Origin of the sequence: Tolypothrix bouteillei VB521301 (assembly GCF_000760695.4) — a bacterium.
Taxonomy (GTDB): domain Bacteria; phylum Cyanobacteriota; class Cyanobacteriia; order Cyanobacteriales; family Nostocaceae; genus Scytonema; species Scytonema bouteillei_A.
This window is the reverse complement of sequence record NZ_JHEG04000001.1, coordinates 8,719,045-8,741,931: the sequence shown is the minus strand read 5'-3', so window position 1 is coordinate 8,741,931 and position 22,887 is coordinate 8,719,045. Positions and strand designations below refer to the sequence as shown.

The window sequence follows — 22,887 nt, the reverse complement described above, 5'->3', positions numbered from 1 at the left end:
TTCCTACTTGACTACCCCTCCTGTTTTTGCAATACAACCACTCTAGACAGCAAGGTTGCAAGCTGGACGGTATCTCTGTGTCAGCTTACTCTCTACTAACAGACGTTGAGCCTTGGTAGATCCTGGCATACGATACACGCCTACATAAAGGTTCAATTGATTGCCCGCTTGCTTAATCCAGCATTGAGAGGCATGATGGCTCCTAGGAAAACCTCGATCGCCAAAGTTCTCAGTTTCACCAAAGTAAATGATTTGATACGTGTCTGGCTGGGTTAGAGGATAGGGCTTGCACATGATGGCATATATACCTGCGCGATCGGGCGGGTTCCAAGTATTTAGACTCCACGGTCCTTCAAATTCGTAATCGTCCCAAACTATGCTCATTGATAATACTCCATACGAAAAGATGAAAGGTAAATGCACCGTTGGTTGTCAGCAGTGCATCCGCGCCTAAAAGGTGGATTAGCGTTTAGAAACTAAAAGACACGGTTCCTCAAGGCGAGAGGAGTCAAAGCCAACCAACTCCCGCCGACGGAATAGGTCAAGGCGTTCGAGCCAGTTATGCTTGTAAAGTTCCATCTGTGCTGGGGTAAAGATGAATTCGTCGTGGGTAGCGTCACCAATAAGGTAAAGAAGGGCTGCCTGCTCCAAGTCGTACAGCGATTCCAGCGCCAGGTAGTAAGCCGTTAACTGCTGTACCTTATCTTGAATCCAGTCCATCAAGGTCTTTGCCTTAGAAGATGTCTTGAGGTCACTCAGAGTGAGCTTGCCTTTATAGGGGCAGAGTTGGTCTATTACGCCATAGTAGCGGTACTTGAAGTTAACAACCATTTGCTCGGAGAGGAGCGGCTGGTCGAAGTTGGGAAGCACTTGCTCAAGGGCGCGAAGGTAAGGCTCGTAGCGACTGCTAACAGGGCTGAAAACCTCTCCAGTTAGGCGGGAGTGAAGAACGGCATGGGCTGCCTTCCCAGCACCGACCGCCTCGTTGCGAATGCGTTCCGCTTCTTGTTTACCTACCTGACGCTCCCATTTCTGTAGAGCTGCCTCTGACTTAGGATCTTTGGTTTGCCCTTGAATCGCGCCGACACTATAGTAGGTGTTACCAGGAATAGGAAGGTCATCATCTGCGACATAGCAGAATTGACCTGCATAAGTAGACCCCCGCAGCACAGGAAGATGTTGCTGCAGGGGGTCTACAGGGCGGAGTGTCTTGTCTTCGGCACGGTAGTACAGTGCCGCTTCGTTGGAGGGTTCCGGGCAAAGCCTTTTTTGTTGCATAATTAAATTTTGAATTTAATGAAAGAATTGGGCGGTCATGTACCGCCTTTTTATTTATAGTCCAGCAGCACTTGTAATTCAAGCGTTAAAATGCTTTATGCAGCACCATAATGCTTGAAAACGGTAAAAAAGATGGAAACCCCCGTGCATAAGGATTTTAGTCGATTGCTACCTAACATAAGCAGATACAGGATCGCAGGTTGAACTAATTAATTAGGTTTGTAGGCACCAAGAAGTGAAATCGGTTAGCAAGTATATATTCTTAAGTGCTGACACTCTCAACCTCTATAGCGCAAAAGTTTAAGGGATTATGCTAGTGCCTTCAGAGGGGCTGTATAAGTTAAGATAGGAGATTTTACAAAAATACCTGCTAAAATACTCAGGATATAGCACTAGAACGCTAGTAAAATGAGTTAGTAAATTGAGATAATCGCAAACTACAGCGCCCTAATGCTGTAGCTCTTAGGAGACAGCAGATGGATAAAGAATTTCTGGAGAAGCGCTTAAAGAAGCTGAACTGGACCCCATACAGGCTAGCCAAGGAAATTTGTGCGCTACGTGCCGAAGGTGGTAAGGTTCCTCCTGTAACTCAGTATCAGAGTGCTGTCAACAAAGCTGTCTCAGAACCAAGAAAGTCTAAGCTGGAGACTATAGAAGAATTAGTTCAAGCTCTTGGCGGAACTTTGACGATCTCATGGGATGATGAACCAGAGGAAAGCAAAATAAAGCTGTGGAGTGATGTTGCAGTAGTACTCCAAGAGCAAGCGCGCGCTAATAACACGACATTAGAAGAATGGGTAAATAGTCTTCTACAGCAGAGTTTATTTGGTTCTAAGGAAGAACTACCATATATTCCCGCAACCAGTATTAAGGGAGTACTTCAAAAGCCAATATTAATGATGAACTTGACCCCACACTGGCAACAAATCAGACAAAGTTCTGCAGACGCGCATGCAGCTTTACAATGGGTAGCTGCCGCAATCTACGAACAATCTGAGGAGACTGTACCTAGAGCGCCAATTGATGAAGTTGATTTGAGCAAGGCTCTTGAACTTAGGTTTCTCTCAAGCGATGATGGCAAGGTAAGCTTTTCCGATCCAGCAGTTCGGCACGACTACTTAGTTCGTCATGCAGTAGATTTAGCGATCGCAACTTGGGACGAACTCGAAAAGTTTGCCAATTTGTTTGATGAAATATATAGGCGCAGTTATCGTGTTACCAATAATATCGATTGTCGAATTGGTGCTAGCGTACTGCTTGTACTGAACTACGAATACAAGAAAGATATAGTAGGTCGTGTTGTCGAAATCGCAAGACTAGAAAAATCAAGAGAAAAACGAGACCGATCAAAAGGGAAGATTTACGACATCTTCTGTGATGCACTTTCAGAACTTGACCTTAAATCGGAATCTCTGGTTGCATCTCTAGTTGATGCGCTGGAACTAATACTTCAAACTAGTGCTGGATATAAAATATACTCGATTATCGAAAATCTGGCTGCCCGTTCTCAAAATAATGCAGATTTCCTCTACCACGAGTTTCTAGCACGTCCGGAGTCGCGAATTATTGAACTAGCTGTCGATGCACTTCTTGGACTGGCTAAGTTAGACCAAAAAGAAGCCCATCGCCGCGCTCTCGTTCTGACAGATTCTCAGCAGCCTACACTTCGCCGGATAGGTATTGCTGCACTAGGTAAATTTAAGTATGACACTAGCGAGCAGCGTGAGTTACTACGTGTTACTTTGGATAGACTCAATGAACTCAAAACTACCTTTAACGTGGAGACCGACCTCGTATTGCTTAGCGCCTATGGTAATTTAGTTAACAAATCAGAGAAAGCAGCAGAAGTCCTGGTTGAATTTGCATCATGTCAGAACTATGCTGTCCGGGAGCAGTTGGGCAATATATTGTTTCAGAAAGTAAGCGTTGCCAGCAGTCGTCCCTGGTACAAGGAAGCAATTTTACGTTTGGTGCGGGGTCAATCTCTCTCCCTAGAGATGTTACGAGACTTGGATTACTGTATAGAACACTACGCACAAAACGACCCAGATACTGCCCTACAAGTGGTTGAAGTCATAGCATTGGGCTGGGACTACAGCAGGAATGGAGAACAGACAAAATTTTCTGAAATGCTTAACAGTACGTTCGCTGAGCTATATAATAACAATCTTAACGCACTAAATGCAGCAATTACCCGGTGGTTCGCATCTAAAGATAAACGATTGCACCTTGCTGGAAGTGATGTGATTCGTTTCTTTAATTCAATTCCAGTAGGTGAGAGCCATGAAGAGACAACAGAAGTTGTCCGCAGGAAAGCAGCGAAAAATCGAGTCATAATGCTAAGCAAAGAAGTACTGGATACCCTTGACGAGCAAACAGTTATCAATGTACTGTCTCGGCTCGCGGGTTACATAACAGATATTGCTTCTCTTGCTGCACTTCTACTGTCGGCTATAAAGCGAGAACCCTATTCGCCTGGTATCGCAAGCTTGATTGTAGAATTCGAGAGCGAGTATGTACTGTACAATCATCCGCGTGATGCTGGCGAATACCTCAAAAGCCGAATAAAAGAAGATGACATAACAGAAGCTGAACTAAATATCATTCAGGAGGCATTAAATCGTTCCGATGCTTATTTTAATGAACGGCAAAAACTACCCCGTCTGAAGGAACTCGAACCTTCTTCACAGCAAACGTATCTTCTGCGATTAGCTAAGTGGAAGCAGCAGACCGCAATGATGCAAGAAGCAGAACGACGTTCTGTGTTTGCGAGTATATTACCAAAGGTCAGAATTAAGTACGGTCGCGGTATTTCCTATGAGCGAGATGGGGAATTTACAGACCCGTCCCCATTTGCCGCGTTTTCCTACGAGTGCGAATTGCCACAAGGAGAATTTATCGACCCCCTCGGACAATTTCATCAACGTCTTCAGTGGCAGAATGTTGGGTTGCAAGATAAGCAAAACGGAACAGAAGATGAAATCACTGGGGAGACTGCTGTATGAAATTGGTTATTCGCGAGTATCTCAGTATGCTCAAAGAGTCAAAAGAGATAGATGCGCTACTCCCCGACCTTCTTCTGATGATGGGAATTGATTTATTAAGTCGTCCTGCTGTTGGTCCGCGCCAATTTGGTGTTGATATTCCTGCTGTTGGTGTTGACCCTAAAGACAATAAGCAGAAACTATTTTTATTCACTGTGAAAGAGGGGGATATTTCTCGCACCGACTGGGATGCAGGGAAAAATGCTGTGCGTCCGTCGCTCAACGAAATACTTGACTCGTACTTGCGTAACCGTGTCCGACCAGAACACGAGGCACTACCAAAGAAAATTATCCTTGCTACTGGGGGTGAATTAAAACAAGATGTTGAACCGGACTGGGTCAACTTTGTTCATAGGTACACGACGAGCGATCCAAAATATGGCGAGATTGAGTTTGACTTTTGGGGTGGCGATCGGCTAACTTTGCTTATCGAACAGTATTTTCTTGATGAGTACTTATTTCCAGAATCCACTCAAAAGCATCTGCGTAAGACGATCGCACTAGCTGACCAAAACGAGGATGAACCGCGTTTCTTCTATGCGCTCATTGAGGAGACACTGTTTAAACGCGACTTGCCCTCTGAGAAAAATAAAAGCGCTGAGCGCAAGCGCCAGAAAGCACTTTGCTTGCTCAATCTGAGCACCAACATTGTTTTCCATTGGTGTCAAGAAGCTGATAATCTCCGACCTGCTTTACTCTGTGCCGAACGCGCCATTCTTCGTACCTGGGACTGGATGCGTCAAAACGAGCTTTTCGATTGTAAGACAACGAGCGGGAAATTTACCCAACTTTTCTTGACGTACCTTAAGGTTACTGGTGCATATGCTGCCAAGCTTCAGCAACACTGCTTTGTAAAGGATGGTTTGTTTGGCTATGGTGCAGATGAACTGGAGTACCCCCTTCGCACTTTTGAAGTCATCGGTATTCTTGGCGCACTGGGCATAGCCTTTGAGAATTTATCCGCATTTACACGCGATGAACAGCTTCGTGAGAGGTACTCTGGGCAGATGCAAGCGGTCGCACAGATGCTTGCAGGTCTAATTGAGAACAATCCTCCTGCGTTTACTCCCCGATATGACGGTCATGCGATTGACATTGCCTTGGGACTCCTAACACTCACTGCAGCTGGATACAGAGATGAAGCTGCCAATTGGGTTAAAGAACTTAGCTATCATATAGTCAACGCTTATCATTTCGGTAAATACTTCCCCATCACTTCGGACAGTTACAATGACCTTGTTGCAATGGAAGTTGGTCAAGCTCCACCGAAAGAAGAGCTGATGCACGCTTCCACGCTTCTGCCCATGCTAGCTGGTTGGTATGCTGTGTTGAATCTTGCTGATGATTATACAGCTTTCCAAGAAGCTGTGAGGAGAACTTTTACCAACACTAATTTTCAGGTGTGGTTTCCTGACGAAGATACAGACAACCACCTGTACAGCACTAATGCAGGATATGCAAGCGGGTTTACTTTCGAGCCGTTTCGATTGTCGGAAAACTTAGATGACCTGAAAACTTACATCACTCGTCTTTGTGAAAAGCACCAGGCTTTCAACAACCTCTCGTGCATTACTCGTGGGTGGTTTGTATTAGGACTCATTGCCAATCGCCATTTCCGAACCCCAATAATTCCCGTATATTGGCAACAGTATATCTGTGACTCAAAGGTGGGTGGGGAAGAGCAGCCCGAAGATGAATCAAATAATCTAGATTAGATAATAACCCAAGTTGTTAGTTATGCGATCGCTTCGCTACAGCATAGCGGCAGATCGCGAAGCGCTGCTAGATGTGCGAGTTCAAACACACTATATATTAGGTGATGAGCCTGGGAAAACTGGGGGAACTATCCCCCATGGCATAGACTTTTCAATAGTTTTTTAAACTCTTGGAAAAGACCCTGCAAATGTTTTTCCGCTTTTCTCTTGAGCTATTAAATGACTAATAATATGCTCAATAATGCTATTCAAATTTTTCCGACGACGAATCGAACGATTGGGATCGAGTTGACCAAATTTCAAGATTTCTCTTACATTCTCACCTTGCTCAACCAAGTAAATTTTGAGTTGTTCTTTACCCTGTCCTCTTAAAATTTCTCTAGATTTAGTTAAGAGGGTTTCACCATTCAATGTATGACCATCATTCAAATTTTTAACAGCTATATCGTTTGGTTCAATTGTTGTTTTAGATAATTCCTCTGTTTTAGGTAAATTAGTGTTCTTATCCATTTGCTCTTTTATAGCTTTAGCCACTTGTGGGTTTGATTCTATTACATCTGCAAGAAGTCTTAAAAAACTGGTGATTTGTGATGAATCCATTTATTTAACCTACTTTTTGAATAAATTCCTTTGCTAGTTGAGTCATAACTTGATGAGACTCAGCATATTTTTGTTTATATGTTACTTGTCCACCAAAGTCCAAAGCCTGTGCTACTTTGGCTTTTTCTGGAATTTTGGTATGAAAAACTTGTGGAAAGAAGGGATTTTCTGTAATAAATCTCATATATTCTGTTTGAGCTAATGTCCCGTTATAACGAGAAACAATAATCCCTAGAGGCTTTAAATTATGACCATTTTCATTATTAAATGCATCAATCCGTCGAAGTACGATATCTAATCCCTGAATTGACATTTTGTTCGGAACACAGGGCATTATGCAAAAATCACTTACCAAAAAAGCACTTTTAATAATTAGGTTGAGATTGGGTGGGCAATCTATCAAAATATAGTCATAATTTCCTAATAATGGTTTGAGAAGCTCTCGTAATAGATGAACGGGTTTTAATTGCGTTAGCGGATAAAAGTCCGATGATAAATATTCTTGAATTTCAAATAACACCGGGCTACTAGGTATGAAATGTAAACAGTTAAAAGAGTTTCCATTCCTCACATTAGATACAGAAGATTTGACTACAAAATCACCTTTTTTGTAGTCACTCAAGAAGAACTCAGGATGTTTGAACAAATAAGGTAAAGTTAACCCTCTACTCTCAAATTGAACATTCCAAACATCTTCCGACATTAATGCACTTCAGCTAATGCCATAACAAGCGTAGTTTTGCCTACCCCTCCTTTGAGGTTAGAAATACAGACAACTTTGGCTGACATAGTTTTACAGATTAATGCGTATTAGAAGCTACAGTTATAGGTTTCCCAAGAATTCACACAAAATAACAATTCTGATAATCAAAGGTAACAATATCTTAGGTGATGAGCCTGGTTTTTTGGGTTTGGAGTGCGATGATGCGGTTCCCCAGTTCAAAGGAGCGAGCCTGTGCGCGATATCGCTGTCCCCGTCGATCCAGATGCTCCGCGTCCCCACCGTGCTGATGTAAGCGGTGAAGGAATTCTACCGATCAGATGCTTCTTTCTTCCGTGTAATACCCGGTTGAGGTTGGGTTTTTGGTTAAGCGGGAGCTAAAAATTCTGAGCTTTACCGTGTAATACTCGGTAAAGCGTCATGTCTAACAATGTATTCTAAATAGTCAGCCCTAGTTAAGCCTGAGCATTCAGACACAATACCAAGTGCTTTCCAGGTATCATCAGTCAGTCGCAAAGAACGTACTTCACGATAATCATCATTCTTGAGCACAAACTTTCCCTGAACATCCCGTTTCTGTATAAGAACAAAAAAGTCTTACACTGAACAATAAACTCGTACCCTAGGCAATAAAGTCCTACACTAAAACCCTACGAAAAAAGGCACTGCTTCGCTGCCTTTGAGTGTAAAACCCTTTGTTAAAAGGAAATTCAGGTAAATCTAGGTGAGAACTTTATTGTCACTGGTATCCCCTAAAAAAAGTGTGAATTCAGGTTCAGGATAAAACTTTATCCCTCTTCTGTCACTCTGGGAAAAGAAAAATAAGAGCCAAATTTTAACTCTAGACAGGGCAAGGATTTGAGCGTTTATTTACTAACAAAATGGCTGAAATCAAGGTTTTTGCTAAAAGTCCTACGCTGTAAGCATTCTAGATTATTCTCTCCCGAAAGTGATAAAAGAGGGTTATTGTCAATTCAGGTTGTACAGCGCACGTAAAATCAAGGCTTCTGGGTAATGCCAGGGTAGAACATTATTGTTTCTATACAACACGGTAAATCTGCCATTTTTATATTAAGTAATGTTTCGCCAACAGTATCCGTATCTCGGCTCAACGTCAATATTTTGCTACCAACAAGAGGACTTTTAAAAAATCCTCTTAGAATTCATTTGACATACCAGTAGTGACAATATACAACAATGAGCAGAGAATTGTTATGCCGATTGAGTGATTAAATTAAATGTAAATTATGAAAAAAAACCTTGCTTTACTTTCTTTGAGTTTGGGTATTGCCCTCATTAACCCCGTCAGGTCAGCGATCGCTCAAGTCCCCACCATAGCTCCAATACCAATTACTCCAAACAACTCAACCGAACCACTACCTCCACCACTTGAAGCAATAAATGTGGGAACGTGTAAATCTCCATCGCGATGCTTGGGTTGGGATGAGCAAATTTGGGACACAAAGGGTAAACGGGGTGATAAACAAGCGTTACTAGCTTCCATTGATAACAGCTTGCGTTATTTACAAACAGATAAAGCAGTTTCAGCGTATCAAAATTATCCCATTCAAGAAATTACTCTAGATCGTGTCCGTCGTAGTTTGATCCGTTTCCGTCAATTAGTCGTTAACTCCAAATCCCCCGCACAATTACAATCTGCTGTCCGGCGGGAATTTGTTTTTTATAAATCAGTGGGTAGTGATGGTAAAGGGACTGTTAAATTTACTGCCTACTACGAACCCGTTTATACTGCCAGTCGTACCCAAACACCAATCTATAAATATCCACTTTACCAACTCCCTGCCAATTTTGACCAATGGGCAAAACCACATCCCAAGCGTATCGATTTAGAGGGGAAAAATGGTTTGCTCGGAGAGAAAAGCCCGTTGCGCGGTTTGGAAATGTTTTGGTTTCGCAATCGACTTGATGCATACTTGATTCACATTCAAGGTTCTGCCCAACTCAAACTAACTGATGGTACTACGACCTCTGTTGGCTTTGCAGGTGGAACGGATTATCCTTGGACAAGTATTGGAAAAGAACTTATTAAAAATGGGAAGCTTAAGCGTGAAAACGCTACTATGCCCGGTATAATCTCATATTTTAACCGCAATCCTCAAGATTTAAATGAATATCTACCTTTGTGGGAACGCTTTATTTTCTTTAAGGAAACTAATGGTGAGTCTGCGTCCGGCAGTATAGGGGTACCTGTAACGGCAGAGCGCAGCATTGCTACAGATAAATCTCTCATGCCTCCTGGAGCACTGGCACTGATTCATGGCTCATTCCCCTATCCAAAAATAGGTGGCGCTTTGGAATCTCGTCAGGTCAATCGCTTTGTGCTTGACCAAGACACAGGTAGTGCGATCAAAACTCCGGGACGTGTCGATTACTTTATGGGGACGGGTTCTTTAGCTGGTTCTCGGGCTGGTATCACGGGTAGTACTGGAAATTTATACTACTTGCTTTTAAAAGAATGAAAAATTTAGGGAAGGCATTGTTAGATCCTCAACGTTTGCTTTTCCTACAGATGAGAGTTATTGTCGGGGCGCAATGCATTGCGTCTCTACAACTCTAAAACGACCGTCATTCCTCGATCCATATAATATTCAATTTGTACAGCGTACAAAACCTAATTTTATCCTTTATACTTCATACTTTCTCCTTCATTAAACTGCTAATTTTTTATGTAAATTTGCTGAAAATCGGCAAATATTTTAAATCATAAAGTCATAAATTATCGCGATTGTTACTCATATGTAGCATCTCTCTTACCGAGAATATTCGGTATTTTAGCTAATTGTCAGGAAAATAAAACCACAAGAAAGTATTTATATATGATAAGTTTTGTTTCATGGTACCTAGTTACATGGGTGCCGAATTCTTATGAAAAAGAACGGGTGTGACTATTTTTCCACCTCTGTTTGGGTGCCTACTCTCAATTAGAGAAAACTTGAACTCTCAAAAATTGCTTTTCTAAAGCGAGGTGGTTATTCTGCATCAAATATCATTATTTTTGATAGCCGTATTATCTATTTCCCCAGAGCATTGCTATTCCCAAAATCCTGAATTGCTTTTGCTTGAGTTAATTTCCAATGTCGTGCTTGTTTTAGCTGTCAACTCTATTGCCCTGGCATTAATGTATTTTGTTTGCAAGCGCAAAGAGTTGCCTGACGCTCAAATCTTTTTGTTATTTGGAGTTTTGCTGATTGGTTGTGGGATAAGTCATATAATAGAAATTTGGATGCTTTGGTACAAGCAGTACTGGCTGTTAGGAGGAATCGACGCCCTAGCTGCGTGTATTGTACTATATGCAGCAATTCGATTGCCGAGAGTCATTTCGCAAGCACTTGGCGATCGCAAACGACTTGAACAAGCACTGCAAGAGTCCGAAGCAAAACTCAACGATATTTTGAATAGAGCTAGGGCTGCGATTTGCTGCCACCGAGTATTTTCCAATAAAGATTGGGAGTATGAGTACTGCTCTGCAGGTACTGAGGCTGTCCTTGGCTACACTGTAGGGGAAATCACGGCAGATAAAAATCTCTGGAGCTCGACAATACATCCTGATGACTGGGAAACGATCATTGCTCCATTGTACGAGGATATTTTCGCGGAATGCTCGAGAAATATAGAATATCGTATTCGGCATAAAGATGGCTCTGTACGATGGATTTTGGGTATATTTTGCTCGAGACGGGATGACGTTGCCGATTGTTGGATGGTAACGTCTGTATGTGTGGATATTACCTCTCTCAAGCAAGCACAAATCACTTTGCAACAACAAGCAGAACGAGAACACCTTGTTTCGCAATTGACTCAACGCATTCGCCAGTCTTTAAGCATAGAGGAGGTTTTAAATACGGGTGTTGCAGAAGTCAGGCAATTGCTGCAAGCAGACCGAGCTTTAGTTTATCAAGTTATGGCTGATGGTACGGGTACCGTTATTAGTGAAGCGGTTGCTAAGGATATTCCGCTGATTACCGGACAACCATTGCCAGAAGAAATTTTTCCTCAAGAGAATTACCAGCTCTACTATGAGGGACGTGTCCAAACGATCGCGGATATTGAACGGGATGAAATAGCTCCATGCCTTGCAGAAACACTCAGACAACTGGGCGTTAGGTCAAAAATTGTGATTCCTATTCTCGGACAGGATCGTCTTTGGGGTTTATTAATTGCCCATCAATGTCAAAACCCCCGATACTGGCAGCAGTGGGAAGTCGATTTGCTCAAACAAATTTCAGAGCAGTTAGCGATCGCAATCCATCAAGCCGATCTTTACCGTCAGATACAAACAGATTTAGCAGAACGGCAACAAACAGAGTTAGCCCTCAGAAGGGCATTGGAAAGGGAGCAGCATGCAATACATCGAGAGAGATTGATTGGAATTATTGCTCAAAACATCCGTCAGTTTCTGCATTTAGACTCAATCTTAACCACAACCGTAGAAGAAGTGCGGCAGTTTCTTCAAGTTGACAGAGTTGTTATCTACCAATTTGACGCTGAGTGGCACGGAACAGTGATAGCAGAATCAATATCAGACCCATCTTTTTCTATTCTCGGTCAGAACGTTCAAGACCCTTGTTTTCAAAAAACCATTTCTCATTCCTATTTTCAAGGACGCATTCATGCAGTTAACGATATTTTAAAAGCTAATTTAGATCCGTGTTACGTGAATTTGCTAACGACATTGCAAGCCAGAGCCGTGTTAGTTCTTCCCGTTGTCATTCATCAGAACCTTTGGGGGTTATTAATTGCTCACCATTGTGATATGCCATACCAGTGGCAACAAGCAACTTGGCATTTATTGCGACAGCTGAGTACTCAATTGGCGATCGCAATTCAACAATCAGAACTCTATCAACAGTTGGAAGAAGCCAATCGAGAACTACAGCGTCTTGCAAAGTTAGATGGCTTAACTCAAATTGCCAATCGTCGCAGCTTTGATGAATGTCTCGAGCGCGAATGGCAACGTTCAAACCGAGAACAGTCTCCTTTAAGTTTGCTCCTTTGTGATATCGATCACTTCAAACTCTACAACGATTACTACGGTCACCAAGCAGGAGATAACTGCTTGCAACAATTTGCTCAAACGCTAGATAAAGTTGTGAAAAGACCCACCGATTTAGTTGCTCGTTATGGAGGAGAAGAGTTTGCAATCCTTCTCCCCAATACCGATACGATGGGAGCAATACAGATTGTGGAACAAATTCAGCAAGCAGTTGCCCAACTTCAAATTCCTCACCTTCGCTCCGGTGTCAGTCAGTGTGTCACTGTCAGCATCGGTATTGCCTGCTTAAATCCCGCGCAAGAATTATTGCCCGAAGATTTAATTGCGATCGCAGACCAAGCTTTGTATGAAGCAAAAGCTAACGGTCGCAATGGATATAAAGTTGGTTCATCTTAAAACTTTAAGGATACATAACACTCTCAAGAAACAAGGCACAGAGAGGGCAGAAGGAAAGGAAATTGTACTTGTTTCTAAGTTAAGACAACTGTCTGAGATCGAACTTGTGCTGTTCCATTGAGGAACGGGAGCATCGCTACGGTGTTCGCCTTCACAGAAAAATCCAGTTTTTTTCCACGTTCAGATTTTTCTTTCCAAGTTCTTCACTTTTTTGGTTTATGTTCGGGTAGTTGCGGAAATAAACGCTTATACCCCGAGTAAGCATCTACCCAAGTGGTGCGGAAGTCGAGCGCACCACTCTTCTGATACCCAATTATTCTGCCAGTGGCTCGGTACTTTAATTTCAAAAATCCTGTTTCTTTGTAAAAGCATACTGTTTTAAGCGTCTTAACATCAATAAGACATAAGTTTTTACAGCAATAGATAGAAACTGGGTCTTTTGCTCTACTCTAAAATATCGTAAAAGGTTATATAGTATGAGAGTTTTCTTATTTCAAGCTCTCATAAAAATTTTTTGTGCTTTGTTTTTTTTAAGAAAATTCTTATTTATAGAAAGAGTTAAATAAATTTAATTCAAAGCAGAAACTTACTTATAATAGACATTGTCAATTTAGCCATCAGGTATAAACACACTTGACCTATTTCAATGGATCGAATACCTTAAATGGACAATTATATCTTTTCTAGGAATCCTACAAACATGAGCAGAAAACTTATACTTAACCTACTTTCTAGTTCCTCAGTTTTTGTATCTCTGATGTCTACACTAGGTGTTATTCATCCTGTCCATGCTGCTACTAATAACCAGCAATTAATCCATACTCAAAACGGTCAGACTTGTATAGCGAGTCCTCACGCTGTTAATAAATTGGTATGTATTCGGGATTCGGAAAGAAAGCAAGCATCTACTCCTGAAAAGTCATCTACCGTCACCACAGGAAAATCAGCACAGGACATTGCTATGTTGGAATTTTCGGATGAGGAAAGTGATGCGGCGATTCAGCTATTTGGATGCGATTGTCCGGCTTGCATAAATTCCTTACGTCAATTACGAGGAACTGGAAATTTAGTTTACTAAGTTTTATAAACCTTGTGAAGAAACTCTAGCATTCCCATGCAGTGCATGGGAACGAGAGTCCAAGAGGAGAAAGGTTTACTTATTGCCAAACAAACACTTTAGCTTCATAGGGTCCTAAGTCGGTTAGAATACCATCGTCACCAGCTTCAATATCATAATCGCTAGTCCATTCGTGCCACGTACCACCATTAGGAAAGTTAGGCACGTGATAACCGCCGAGGAAGTTTTCTGAGAAATTGACGACGACAACAACCCGAGAACCTTCGTCATTCCATCGGCTGTACGCTAAAACTTTTGCCTCTGGATTTTCGTGAATGAAGTCAATATTTTCCGTGTAAAGAGCATGATTGTTTTTCCGCAGATTAATCAAACCTTTGTAATGTTCAAATAAGCCACGATTCATGTCATTGCCTAGCAATTTCCAATCAATTTTGGATGACTCTTGGGTTTTCGGCTTGTACTCCCCAAACTCTTGACCCATCCAAAGCATGGGTACACCTACGGCTGTCATTAGGAGAACTGCACCTAACTTCAATCGTTTAAAAGCATCTTCATCAAAAATATTGCGGTTTCCTAATTCTACAATCAGGCGATCGTGGTCGTGGTTTGCCAAGTAATTCACAACATTCGTGCTACCCATGAAACCTTGACGCTTGCAATCAATGACGTCTTTGAGTTGTTCTAAATCAAAGGTATCGCCACAAATGTGTGCGACAACAGTATGGAGGAAACTATCATGCCAGCACCCATCCATTGGTCCGTCTACATTGGTGATGCTGGTAGTTTCAGGAATGTGTTCGGCAATATTATAAAAAGGTTTCATGCTTGCAGTTTTTTTAGCTTCCTGCACAATCCAATGCATGAAGTCATAGTTAGCAAGTTGCCGTGCTGCATCATAACGAATACCGTCAAGATGATATTCACTAATCCAGAAACGAACCGTATCTCCAATAAATCTTCGAGCAGGATAAGTCTCTAAATTTTCATCATAGTGTTCGTAATTAAATTCTGGTCCCCAGTTATTATCGGGATCGCGAGGCTCGTGATGGTACCAATAATCGTGGTCGATTTGTGTGAGGGGACAGGATGCTTCTGAATGGTTATAAATACCATCCATAATGACACGAATGCCTCTAGCATGGCACTCATCAACAAGATTTTTTAACTCTGCTGTTGAACCGTAACTTGATTCTGTGGCAAAGAAATAACGAGGATTGTAACCCCAACTATAACTACCTGGGTATTCTTTAACTGGCATTAACTCAATAGCGTTAATTCCTAGTTCGCATAGATAATCTAGTTTTTCAACTACGTGCTTGTATTTACCACGTGCATAAGGATCGTCCTCACCACCAGAAAAGTCAGCAACGTGCAATTCATAAATAACTAATTCATGGTCTGCAGGTAAAGGCTTATCGTCGTGTTGCCAAACATAAGTATCAACAATACGTTCGCCATCTTTGATTTGTATAAGACCATTGTCATTTCCGCCCCATTCATCAATGTTAGTGGCGTAAGGGTCGGTCACATCTACCCATTGGTCGGGTTCAAAAAACCAAGATTTAGATTGAACGCGAAATTTATATTGATAAGTACCGTCTTCTAATTCAACAGTGGTGCGAAAATAACCATCATCACCCTTTTGCATGGGTATTGGTTCCCAGTTAGAAAAAGAACCAATGACAGCAGCGCCTTCATTATAGGGTGCAAATAAGTTAAATTCTATTGGCTTTGTCATAGTAAATTGTGAAATTGAAATGAATTTTACGGTTTAAAAAACATTACTAACGGACAGCATTGCTAATAACTAAATAATTAACGTTTCAATGATTATTGAGTAGTTAACAATGTAGAGGCTGTGTTTCTTAGAATGTTTGGACTATCAATATTGTCAGGTTATCAAATGAATTCGCCAATAGTCCGCTAGAAATAATTAAGAACTTTATACCTCTATCTTGAGAGTGGAGAAGCGGAAATTTTTTTCAGTAGAAAGACATAATTCTACCGAATCACGAACTTGGTAGAACCAGATGTCTTGGAGAAGCTAGTACATGGAGGCAGAAGTCCACTCATTATATGGCAGAAGGGGCAAAAGCTTTTATAACTGTGCGTTTGCTCTTACTTAAAGGGTGAGAGGAATTAATTCATTGCTGGGTAAGGAAAAAACCTTATAGAGGAGTTGATTGTGCTTATTCCATGTAATACGTGGGACGAGGTAGAGGAGAACAACGATGTAATACATGGTGAAAGAAATTGAGGTTTTCCGTAAAACCGTAACGCATTGTCGGCGTTTGAGCGAAGCGCGAAATTTCTCACGGAAAGATGGCAAAAATGTGTGTGGCAAACTGATTGCATCTGAGAAGCCCTGTTGTATGAGAACAAAAAAGTTCTACATAAGACAATAAAGTCGTACACAAGACAATAAAGTCCTACACTGAAACCATCCATACTTTGGTACGTTTGCGACTGGATTTTGTATGATGGGCCGTATCACTTAAAGCATTTTCAATCATCTTGGTGTAAAACTTTATTGTCACGCTCGCTCCTCAAAAAAGGAATGGGCAAACGTCCCAAGGTAAAACTTTATTGTCAATCCAGTTTTTTTGGCTAACGTAAGATTAAGGCTTGGGGGCTACGCCAGTGTAAGACTTTATTGTCTCAATACACCTGTGGTGCGATCGCCATGCAGGGCTGATGCTTCATGTTATTGCCCCCAGAGCGATTACCAACAATCGGTAACTGTAAAAACTCTGTATGGTATAACCAAATGTGATAGTTTTTGGGTTATTCATATGGGTTGGTTACAACGATTGTTCGGACTGGAAAAGCCAGAAAATGCACAGACAAACCCTGTACCAGTAGAAACATCACCCGATGGTGGAGAAATTCCTCCTGAGAGAGTTGGTCTGAATGGAGAGTACGATCAAAGTGGACTGGCAAAACGAGTTGCACTTGCTTTTGACCAAAACTCTGAATTAAGCGAGATAGAGACCCTCTGGGTTGCTCAAACAGGTAGCACCGTTGTATTAAAAGGAAGCGTTCCCAATCAAGATATCCTTGACACAATAGTTTCTGTTGCTAGTGGAGTATCGGGTGCAACCGATGTCACTACTGACCAAGTGAGTGTTGGATAAATTTGCTGAAAAAATGCGGGTTTCTTCCGATGTACTCATCAGAGATTCTCACATTTTTTATTTCAGTTTTCCAGACAAGCGGTCAGCAGACATATACTGAAAATGACAAGTTGTAGTTATTAATAAGACTTACACATTGACAAAATAATAAAATAAAGACATTGCCTTCCAAACACCACGCATAAGAGCGATCGCTTCGGCGCAAGCTGAAAGAGCGCTTATCGCCCAGCCGCGCAAGCCGCACAAGCGTGCTTATCGCTTGGGTTTTGCTTTGTCTGGTGTAACTAGTCCTTCTAACCTAATTGCCGATCGATATCGAACTCTCTTTAAGATAGGTCAAGCAATTAAGTTATCTGACTTTCAATTACATGAAGCTATACCCCTACTTGAAGGTTTAGAAGAAGTAGTCACCCAGCCACAGACAATCTTGTCGCATATTATTCATTGGACAAGAGGACAGCCGTTTCTCACGCAAAAGCTTTGTCATTTAGTTGTGCAAGTTGCCTTAGAAAGTTATAAAGGAACGACTACCATACCGAACGGTACTGAAGGATATTGGTATTGGGTAGAACAATTAGTGCGATCGCGCATTATTCAACATTGGGAATTCCAAGATGAACCCGAACATCTGCGTACCATAAGAGATCGCTTGCTTTTTGACAAACACAAAGCAGGAAAGTTATTAAAAATTTATCAACGGGTGTTACAAGTAGAGGAACTAAAGAATAGGAATCCACTAGATAACTTGATACCAGCCGATAATAGTGAAGAACAGATAGAACTGTTACTATCTAGTTTAGTTAAAAATTATAAAGGTTATCTGAGAGTTAAAAATCCGATTTACCAGAGTATTTTTACTCCTCAATGGGTATCAAGACAGTTATAAAATTTTTTCTTTTAGAAATAATTATTATAACTTATACAAGTCAAAAGCACTAGTTACTGAATCACATTTAGACAAATTTAGGTAAATATAAAAACTTTCTGAAGAAAGAAAGTTTTTGCAAGACAACTATCCACCGAGTGGAAAAGTGCGAAAAGTACGAAAAGTAGCAAAAATAGCTAATTGATACTAGCATTGACTGTCAAGCTAGTATAATCTTACTTGCATCTATTATAATTTCAATGGAGTTAAAAAAAAATAAATGGTACTGTATCAAGACTTACTACGTAAAATTGTATTTTCAGTAAGCAAATAGAAAAAATTATTGCTTGTGATACTGATTTATAATAAATATTTGGAGCAGTAATGTATAAAACTAGACGCAATCGAGGAGCTATACTGACTTCTACAGGAATTAAACGGTTACAATCAGCAATTCTTTCTTTGGAGATAGTAGAAAATAAAGGCGAACACTTGAGTTTAGAAGAAATAAGCTCGCGCATTAATATTTCTACTAGAACTTTGAGTAAATTATGGTCTTTAAATGGATGTGTAGATCAAAAAACTATAAAACTCTGTTTTAGCGCTTTTAATCTAGAACTACATAGCGAAGACTACACCATAGTTAACAAAGCAAATGAGACTGAAACATCTGACTTATTATCTACTGCAAATATAGAAGAAAATTTATCTCAACGTTCTGAATTAACCTCATTTGTCGAAGAACATCACACACAAACCGAACAGATAGAAAATCTTTGGTCATACCCGGATGGCCCCGTACCTTTAGATTCTCACTTTTATATTGAACGTCCTCCACTAGAGAGAAAGGTTTATCGAGAAGTAACTACTAGTGGCTGCGTGATTCGGATTAGATCTCCCAAACAAATGGGTAAAAGTTCTCTTGTATTGCGGCTTTGTGCTTTTGCACAGAAACTTGGGTATCAGACTGTGAATCTGAATTGCTACCAATTTGATAGTGAGAGTCTAACTGATTTAAATAAATTGTTGCGTCGTCTTTGCTGGAAAATTGCAACTCAGTTAGGTATTGACCCCAACCTCAAGGAAAAGTGGAATGAAGAAATTGGCTACAACTTGAGTAGCGGCTTCTATTTAGAAAACTATTTGCTTGAGCAATGTCAAAGCCCAGTGGTTTTAGTGTTGAATGAAATTGACCGTTTTTTTGAATATCCTCACATTTGTCAAGAGTTTTTTGCTTTATTGAGGTCATGGTGTGAGGAAGCACGACACAATCCTAAGTGGCAAAAGCTGAGATTAGTAATGGTTTACTCAACTGAAGACTATATCTCTATGGATATTAACCTCTCTCCTTTTAATATTGGCCTACCTATTCGTCTGAACGATTTTACTCAACCACAAGTAGAAGATTTAGCGAGACGGTATGGTTTAGACTCATTTAAAGCTAAAGATTTTGCCAAACTGATGTCGTTAGTAGGAGGACATCCCGCACTAATTCAGATTAGTTTGTACTATCTTAGGTCTCAAGAAATGACTCTGCAAGAAATAATAGAGGATGCGATCGCCAATGGTGGAATCTACCGCTATCATTTATGGCGACACTGGATCAAGCTGCAAGAAAATCCTAGATTAGCAAAGACCTATGCTGAAATTCTGGCAGCAAAACAAGGTATTTCTCTTAATCCTATTGACACTTACAAGCTTGAAGGTTTGGGATTAATTTGCTTTGAAGGCGATCGCATCTTACCGCGTTGCGAAATCTACCGCACTTATTTTGCAAAACAGCTATCCCTGTCGGGGGGAGAAGAAAGTTTGAAAGCTTTACAGGGTAAAGATTTGCTCCATTTATGGTAAAAAAGATAGGTTGGGTGTCAACAAGACCTATCTAATGAAAATATGCAATTATTACCTGAATTCTACCAAACGCACCTAAAAACGCAACTGACAGTGGTACTGTATTTGAATTCAAAGAGAAGCAGACATTTGGGAAAGATTAAGAAATTTAGGCTTAATTCCTGGAGGGTCATCCAGTCTGCTTTTTAGCCCCTCTTGTCCCCCCCAGCAGCTATCCACAATTGTTTGATAGAGCAACTATAAGGTAATCGTATGCGTTCAGGGGGGTGATTGGTTGAATGACAGATAGCCCCCTAAAAGTGAGCGAGAATTTGGCAGGTTCTTATCGCCAATCAAGTACTCCCGAGTAAAGGTAAGGAAGTTTGTTGGAGTTGACTTGAGACAAGCGATGCTGCAAAGCAGCCGCGACGCGAACGCGCTTTGCGGGCTAGTGAGTGAGTACTTGGGCTCTGGTATGGGGGCAAGGAGGTTTTTTGGAGTGGACTAACTCAGCGTTGTGCGCTCGGCAATGCCGGACTGTATCGCGGAAGCGCTCTTAAGCAGTTTTGAACAAGTCTTCTTTAAGTCTTCTTTATGAGAATCCGTAGTAATCTCAGGGAGCAAAGAAGGAGATGGTTGACCAGCACGTGCAGCAACAATCGCTTTTGTCATAAATTCTTAATTTTAAGATTAATCAGTCGAAATAGAAGCGCTGACTTCTCATACATTATCTTTAACCTTATTTTCAACAATAGCCTTAAATTACTCTGATTCTACACAAGTTAATTATTTTGAATATTTATTGAATAGATGTTTGATATCAAATATCAAGCTTTAAATAGAAGATATTTTCAATTTAAAATATTTTTTTGCTAACTTTCTTAAATACCTTAACTTTCCTTGCATTTTCGCTTTGATGCTGAGATTATTTAAATGCGTAAATAGCAATAGCAGTACATCAGCAATTATAGAAAGAATTTAATGGGTAAACATTACTTATAAACCCAGGCAATAATTCTTTCATTTATAAATTGCATCTGCTAAATAATAAATTCTCAAAAAACAAAGAGGTAATGTATGAGTAATGTTCCAGAAGTACTACCTGCTTCAGAATTTCTGAAAAAGAACTTAGGTATTTCTGCAATTCCCACTGAAGCATACCTGAACTATGGATATGCTCTACTTGCTATTGCAGGTGCTGATGGAGAGGTTTCAGAAGCCGAATTTAACTGGTTAGTAAATCATCAACGCTTGGCTGGCGCTCCTGAAGAAGTAATAGTGAAATACAAAGCATTCGACTACAAAAATTCTAATTTAGAAATTTTGCTGGGTAAGATTACAGTTGATGTTCCTACTTGGTCTAAATCAAGGTCATTATTGTATCATGCAATTCAAATGGCTCGTGTTGACCATTACGCAACTGAAGAGCGACAAGCTGTAAAAAAAGCAGCTAAACTGTTAAAGGTTGAAGATGATATTGCACTTTCTCTTGAGAGATTGATAGAGACAGAAGAAGCAGTAACAGCATTACGCAAAGCACTACTACAAACTGATGTTTTAGCTTAAATCCGCTGCCGAGAGCCGATTATTCCCTTCAAGAGATTGGGAGGCTCGGTTCTCTTGGCAATGGGCGATCGCATCCCAAAATCACCAACGTTTTCGTTACCTCTGAGGGTCACAACTGAAGCCTTGCTTTCGCACAAGTTACTTCGGGAAACAATAACACTCGTTGTTACGACAGCGATTACTGTAAAAATTACAGGTTCCAACTTTCTTAAAAACCTTATTTAACCTGAGTTCGATGAACCTCTCGCCAAAGAGTCTTCGACACCCTAATTTTTTGTCAAATGAAACCGGAATTCAATTTTTTTCAGCATTGGTATCCCCTATCACCAATCGAAGACTTAGAACCCAAAAAACCAACACCAGTAACACTTTTGGGGCTGCGTTTAGTGATCTGGAAACCCAAATCATCCCAAACTTTTCAAGTATTTTTAGATCAATGTCCCCACCGCCTTGCACCCTTAAGTGAGGGACGCATTGATGAGAAAACGGGGAATTTAATGTGTAGTTATCATGGTTGGCAATTTGACAAGCAAGGAATTTGCACTCATATTCCCCAAGCAGAAAATCCAGAACTTGTGAGCAAGAATAAAGAAATTCTGTGTGCTGTAGCACTACCAGTCCGTCAGCAACAGGATTTACTCTGGGTTTGGCCAGATGTAAAATCAACTCAACAAGCTACTAATACACCCTTACCTTTGTCACCCAAAATAGATGCTAGCATTGGCTTTGTTTGGACTTCTTTTGTACGGGATTTAGAGTATGACTGGCAAACTCTTATAGAAAATGTGGCAGATCCGAGTCATGTTCCATTTTCTCATCATGGCGTGCAAGGCGATCGCGCAAAAGCCAGACCAATTGAGTTTAAAATTGAGCAATCAACAGCCAATTTGATTGAAGTGACAACATTTGGACGTGTTCAAAGAAAAATCACTTTTGAACCACCTTGTCGCTTAGAGTATACTTTCAGTTTTAGTGATAGTAGCAAACAGTTTGGATTTGTTAGCTACTGTATACCTGTATCTCCAGGTAAGTCTAGAATTATTATTTTATTTGCCCGTAACTTCGCCACAAAACTCTTTCGTCTCCAACCCCGGTGGTGGGAACATATTAACGATCGCAATTTGGTAATTGATGGAGATATGGTTCTTCTTATGCAGCAAGAGCATTTTCTTCAGCAAAGACAAACTACCCAAAGTTGGAAAACCGCCTATCAGTTACCGACAAGTGCAGACCGTTTAATTATTGAGTTTAGAAGTTGGTTCGATCGCTACTGTCACGGACAACTACCTTGGAGTGAAGTTGGAATCGAAGTTCCACTCACAAGGAATATCAATAACGATCGCCAACACATCCTCGATCGCTACAAGCAACACACCCAACATTGTCATAGCTGTCGGAAAGCACTTTTAGTTGTAGAATGCTTACAAGCAGTGCTTTTAATCTACTTTATTGTTACTGTTTGCGCTGTTGCTCTCTTTCCTGATGAATTGCGACTGACTCTGGGTTTACCCTTAATTGCGATCTCACTACTCAGTCTAGGAGCTTACGCTTGGCTAAGATTCTGGCTTCATCCAAGATTTTACTTTGTAGACTACATACATGCACGCAGATAGAAGCAACTTCAAGTACTTTTGCCCTAGTTCTCT

At 40.8% G+C, this 22,887-nt stretch carries 16 protein-coding genes and 1 pseudogene; 10 read left to right on the top strand and 7 right to left on the bottom strand.

The window, feature by feature from the left end; genetic code table 11:
- Positions 1-42: 42 nt before the first annotated feature.
- Entirely contained in the window at positions 43-384 is a 342-nt protein-coding gene (locus HC643_RS35685; RefSeq protein ID WP_050046472.1) for a GIY-YIG nuclease family protein, read from the bottom strand.
- Positions 385-462: 78 nt separating this feature from the next.
- On the bottom strand, positions 463-1,170 hold the full coding sequence (locus tag HC643_RS35680) for a PD-(D/E)XK nuclease family protein (protein WP_237266020.1): 708 nt from the start codon (positions 1,168-1,170) through the stop codon (positions 463-465).
- Positions 1,171-1,754: 584 nt separating this feature from the next.
- Here HC643_RS35680 and HC643_RS35675 point away from each other — a divergent pair.
- Both HC643_RS35675 and HC643_RS35670 read left to right on the top strand, forming a co-directional pair.
- Positions 1,755-4,283 (top strand): hypothetical protein, encoded by a 2,529-nt coding sequence (locus HC643_RS35675; protein ID WP_038082043.1) that lies wholly within the window; start codon positions 1,755-1,757, stop codon positions 4,281-4,283.
- On the top strand, positions 4,280-6,037 hold the full coding sequence (locus tag HC643_RS35670; protein WP_038082044.1) for a hypothetical protein: 1,758 nt from the start codon (positions 4,280-4,282) through the stop codon (positions 6,035-6,037). The genes HC643_RS35675 and HC643_RS35670 overlap by 4 nt, the downstream gene beginning before the upstream one ends.
- Before the next feature lie 162 nt (positions 6,038-6,199).
- Here the strand turns inward: HC643_RS35670 and HC643_RS35665 are convergent, their stop codons facing one another.
- From HC643_RS35665 to HC643_RS41810, 4 genes and pseudogenes are all read right to left on the bottom strand, one after another.
- A complete protein-coding gene (locus HC643_RS35665; RefSeq protein WP_038082045.1) occupies positions 6,200-6,637 on the bottom strand; it encodes a hypothetical protein in 438 nt (145 codons plus the stop codon).
- A 4-nt stretch (positions 6,638-6,641) separates the two neighbouring features.
- Positions 6,642-7,340 carry a ParA family protein gene (locus tag HC643_RS35660; RefSeq protein ID WP_237266019.1) on the bottom strand — a complete coding sequence of 233 codons (699 nt, stop codon included), beginning with the start codon at positions 7,338-7,340 and terminating at the stop codon, positions 6,642-6,644.
- Positions 7,340-7,426: a ParA family protein gene (locus HC643_RS41815; protein WP_237266094.1), complete on the bottom strand. Its 87-nt coding sequence runs from the start codon at positions 7,424-7,426 to the stop codon at positions 7,340-7,342. The genes HC643_RS35660 and HC643_RS41815 overlap by 1 nt, the downstream gene beginning before the upstream one ends.
- 328 nt (positions 7,427-7,754) lie before the next feature.
- Positions 7,755-7,940, bottom strand: a pseudogene (locus HC643_RS41810) (hypothetical protein); the annotation flags it as partial.
- Positions 7,941-8,605: 665 nt separating this feature from the next.
- Between HC643_RS41810 and mltA the strand changes: the two are divergent.
- The 3 genes from mltA (at position 8,606) to HC643_RS35645 (ending at position 13,846) form a co-directional block, all read left to right on the top strand.
- Entirely contained in the window at positions 8,606-9,838 is a 1,233-nt protein-coding gene (gene mltA, locus HC643_RS35655; RefSeq protein WP_038082046.1) for a murein transglycosylase A, read from the top strand.
- A gap of 536 nt (positions 9,839-10,374) precedes the next feature.
- The gene (locus HC643_RS35650; protein ID WP_137986533.1) at positions 10,375-12,768 is read left to right on the top strand and encodes a sensor domain-containing diguanylate cyclase; all 2,394 of its coding nucleotides are present in this window, start codon (positions 10,375-10,377) and stop codon (positions 12,766-12,768) included.
- A gap of 700 nt (positions 12,769-13,468) precedes the next feature.
- Positions 13,469-13,846 (top strand): hypothetical protein, encoded by a 378-nt coding sequence (locus tag HC643_RS35645; protein WP_038082072.1) that lies wholly within the window; start codon positions 13,469-13,471, stop codon positions 13,844-13,846.
- 79 nt (positions 13,847-13,925) lie between these two features.
- Here HC643_RS35645 and HC643_RS35640 read toward each other — a convergent pair whose 3' ends face one another.
- Positions 13,926-15,584, bottom strand: coding sequence for an alpha-amylase family glycosyl hydrolase (locus tag HC643_RS35640; RefSeq protein ID WP_038082049.1), 1,659 nt, complete (start codon positions 15,582-15,584; stop codon positions 13,926-13,928).
- 1,054 nt (positions 15,585-16,638) lie between these two features.
- On the opposite strand from HC643_RS35640, the gene HC643_RS35635 reads away from it, so the two are divergent.
- The 5 genes from HC643_RS35635 to HC643_RS35615 all read left to right on the top strand — a co-directional run bounded on the left by HC643_RS35635 (position 16,639) and on the right by HC643_RS35615 (position 22,854).
- The gene (locus HC643_RS35635) at positions 16,639-16,980 is read left to right on the top strand and encodes a BON domain-containing protein (RefSeq protein ID WP_038082050.1); all 342 of its coding nucleotides are present in this window, start codon (positions 16,639-16,641) and stop codon (positions 16,978-16,980) included.
- Between the two features lie 271 nt (positions 16,981-17,251).
- Positions 17,252-17,866: a hypothetical protein gene (locus HC643_RS35630; RefSeq protein WP_137986534.1), complete on the top strand. Its 615-nt coding sequence runs from the start codon at positions 17,252-17,254 to the stop codon at positions 17,864-17,866.
- A 363-nt stretch (positions 17,867-18,229) separates the two neighbouring features.
- Positions 18,230-19,696, top strand: coding sequence for an AAA-like domain-containing protein (locus HC643_RS35625; RefSeq protein ID WP_038082055.1), 1,467 nt, complete (start codon positions 18,230-18,232; stop codon positions 19,694-19,696).
- Between the two features lie 1,056 nt (positions 19,697-20,752).
- Entirely contained in the window at positions 20,753-21,241 is a 489-nt protein-coding gene (locus HC643_RS35620) for a tellurite resistance TerB family protein (protein ID WP_038082061.1), read from the top strand.
- A gap of 281 nt (positions 21,242-21,522) precedes the next feature.
- On the top strand, positions 21,523-22,854 hold the full coding sequence (locus tag HC643_RS35615) for an aromatic ring-hydroxylating dioxygenase subunit alpha (RefSeq protein WP_038082063.1): 1,332 nt from the start codon (positions 21,523-21,525) through the stop codon (positions 22,852-22,854).
- Positions 22,855-22,887 lie beyond the last annotated feature (33 nt).